The 2,663-nt window shown below is 70.7% G+C and carries 3 protein-coding genes; 1 reads left to right on the forward strand and 2 read right to left on the reverse strand.

All coding sequences use genetic code 11. The features are described from left to right. Positions 1 to 1,158 (reverse strand): DHA2 family efflux MFS transporter permease subunit (locus tag AC1DY2_RS18415; protein WP_476763730.1); only part of this gene is annotated, 1,158 nt, incomplete at its 3' end. 68 nt (positions 1,159 to 1,226) lie between these two features. On the opposite strand from AC1DY2_RS18415, the gene AC1DY2_RS18420 reads away from it, so the two are divergent. Continuing rightward, a complete protein-coding gene (locus AC1DY2_RS18420) occupies positions 1,227 to 1,838 on the forward strand; it encodes a TetR/AcrR family transcriptional regulator (protein WP_476763731.1) in 612 nt (203 codons plus the stop codon). Positions 1,839 to 1,900: 62 nt separating this feature from the next. Here AC1DY2_RS18420 and AC1DY2_RS18425 read toward each other — a convergent pair. Further along, positions 1,901 to 2,663 (reverse strand): ABC transporter permease (locus AC1DY2_RS18425; RefSeq protein WP_476763732.1); only part of this gene is annotated, 763 nt, incomplete at its 5' end.

The raw sequence follows: 2,663 nt of genomic DNA on the forward strand, positions 1-2,663 counted from the left end.
GACCAGTGCCATCCCGATGCCGGCGATCATGAACGGCGGCACGTACGTGGCGTACGTGACGTCGGCCTCCAGCAGGCCGGACAGCCAGAACAGGGCGCCGCCGAGGGCGAGCAGGCCGGTCACGATGAGCGTGCGCGTGCCGACGCGCGGGGCGATGAGCCCCGCGATCGGGGCCACGACCATGGGCGCGAGCGTCCAGGGCGAGGTCTGCAGCGCCGCCTCGAGCGGGGTCGCGCCCTGCACGACCTGCAGGAACTGGATCAGGATGAAGATCGAGCCGAACGCCGCGAAGCTGAAGCCGAAGCCGACGACGTTGGCCACGCTGAAGCTGCGATCGCGGAAGAGCCGCAGCGGCAGCAGCGGCGCCTTCGCCCGCCATTCCCAGAACACGAAGGCGACGAGCAGGATGCCGCCCGCGACGAGGCTGCCCATCACCTCGAAGCTGTCCCATCCGGCGGGGTTGCCGCGCACGATGCCGAAGACCAGGGCGAGCAGCCCGAGACCCGAGAGCACGAGGCCCACGATGTCGGCGCGAAGCCGGGCGCCGAAGCTGTTCGGCAGCGCGAGCAGGGCGAGGACGACGGACACGACGCCGACGGGCACGTTGATCCAGAAGATGGCCTGCCACGCCCAGCCCTCGAGGATCGCGCCGCCGATCAGGGGCCCGGTCGCGACCCCGAGGCCGGCGACGCCGCCCCAGATGCCGATGGCAAGCGGGCGCCGGGCCAGCGAGACGGACCCGACGAGCAGCGTGAGCGAGAGCGGCATGATCGCCGCGGCGCCGAAGCCCTGCAGTGCGCGGGCCGCGATGAGCTGCCCCGGGTCGGCGGCCAGTGCCGCGAACGCCGAGCTCAGCGTGAACACGGCGATGCCGATGAGGAACAGCGTTCGGCGGCCGAACCGATCGCCGAGGGCCACGGCCATGAGGATCGTGCTCGCGAACGCGAGCGTGTAGGCGTTCATGAACCACTGCAGCTCTTCGACGGATGCCCCGAACTCGGCGTGCAGCACGGGCAGGGCGTTCGTCATGACGAGGTTGTCGAGCGTGGCCATGAACATGGGCAGTGCGGTGGCGATCAGCACGAGCCAGAGCGGGCTCGGGCGGCGGCCGGCGGCGCGGGAAGGTGGTGCGGCGGCGACTTCGGTGACGGATGACACGGCGGCGCTCCTTGGTTGTTATCGAATGATTACTTGCACAGTAGTAATCGACTGATAACATGTCAAGCATGACGATCGAAGACGTCGCACCCGCTGCACGAATGAAGGCCGCCGACCGGCGCGAGCTCATCCTCGAGGCGGCGACGGCGGTCTTCGGGGCGAAGACATACGTCGGCACCACCACCGACGAGGTCGCCCGCGCGGCCGGCGTCAGCCAGCCCTATGTCGTGCGGCTCTTCGGCACGAAGGAGAAGCTCTTCATCGCCGTCATCGAGCGGGCATACGCGCGTCTCATCGACGTCTTCCGGGCGGCCATGCCCGGCGACCCCGAGGGGCGATCCGAACGCATGGGCACCGCCTACACCAGCCTGCTCGAAGAGCGGGGCATGCTCCCCGTCATCGCGAACTCCACCGCGCTCGGCGGAGAGCCCGAGATCGGCCGGGTCGCGCGCGCGGGCTTCAGCGACATCTGGCGATTCCTCCGCGACGAGGCCGGCATGTCCGCCGAGGAGACGCGGCAGTTCATGGCCACCGGCATGCTCATCAACGCCATCGTGGGCCTTCGCCTCACGGGCGACTACGGCAACGAGGTCTCGGCCACCGAGGTCCTCGAAGCCTGCTTCCCCGACGCCGTCGCGAAGGTGCGCACGCTGGTCCCCGCGGCCGGCGAGCCCTGGTGACCATCGCGGCCTGACCCGACGCCCGCTCCCGCGGCCGGCGCCGCGGCATCCGTGGCGAGACGCTACGCCCAGCGGCGCACGGCCCAGCGCTCCACGAGCCCGAGGATCGAGTCGGTGAGCTTGCCGAGCAGGGCGAGCAGGATGATCGCGAGGATGATGCGGTCGATGCGGCCGGTGTTCCCCGAGTCGCTGAGCAGGAAGCCGAGCCCCATCGACGAGGCGATGAGCTCGGCCGCCACAAGGAACAGCCAGGCCTGCGCGAGCGCGAGCCGGAGGCCGGCGAGCACCGACGGCACGACCGCCGGCAGCTGCACCGTGGTGAACAGCCGCACCCCGTGCAGGCCGAACGCGCGCCCCGCCTCGAGCAGCTGCCGGTCGACGTGCCGGAGCGCGGCGGCAACGATCGTGTACACGGGGAAGAACGCGCCGATCGCGATGAGGATGATCTTCGACTCCTCGCCGATCTTGAACCACAGGATCAGCAGCGGCACCCACGCGAGCGAGGGCACTGCGCGGATCGCGCCGAGCGTCGGGGCGAGCAGGATGTCGCCGAGCCGCGAGAGGCCGACGATCGCGCCGAGCACCAGGCCGATGGCGGCGCCGAACGCGAAGCCGATGAGCACCCGCTGCGTCGAGATGGCGACGTAGAGGCCGAGCAGCCCGCGCTGGGCGAGGTCGACGGCGGCGAGCCACACCATCTCGGGCGACGGCAGCTGCGACACCGGCACCAGGCCTGTCGTCGAGACGAGCTGCCAGGTGAGGAGCAGCGCGATGGGGAGGATCGCCCCGCCGACGATGACGAACCATCGCCGGCGGGTGAGGGGC

This window comes from Agromyces sp. P1_H4 (assembly GCF_056405255.1).

What these genes read in the sequence shown, in the direction of transcription:
- AC1DY2_RS18420 (WP_476763731.1), top strand. Translation starts at nt 1,227, where the DNA reads ATGACGATCGAAGACGTCGCACCCGCTGCACGAATGAAGGCCGCCGAC.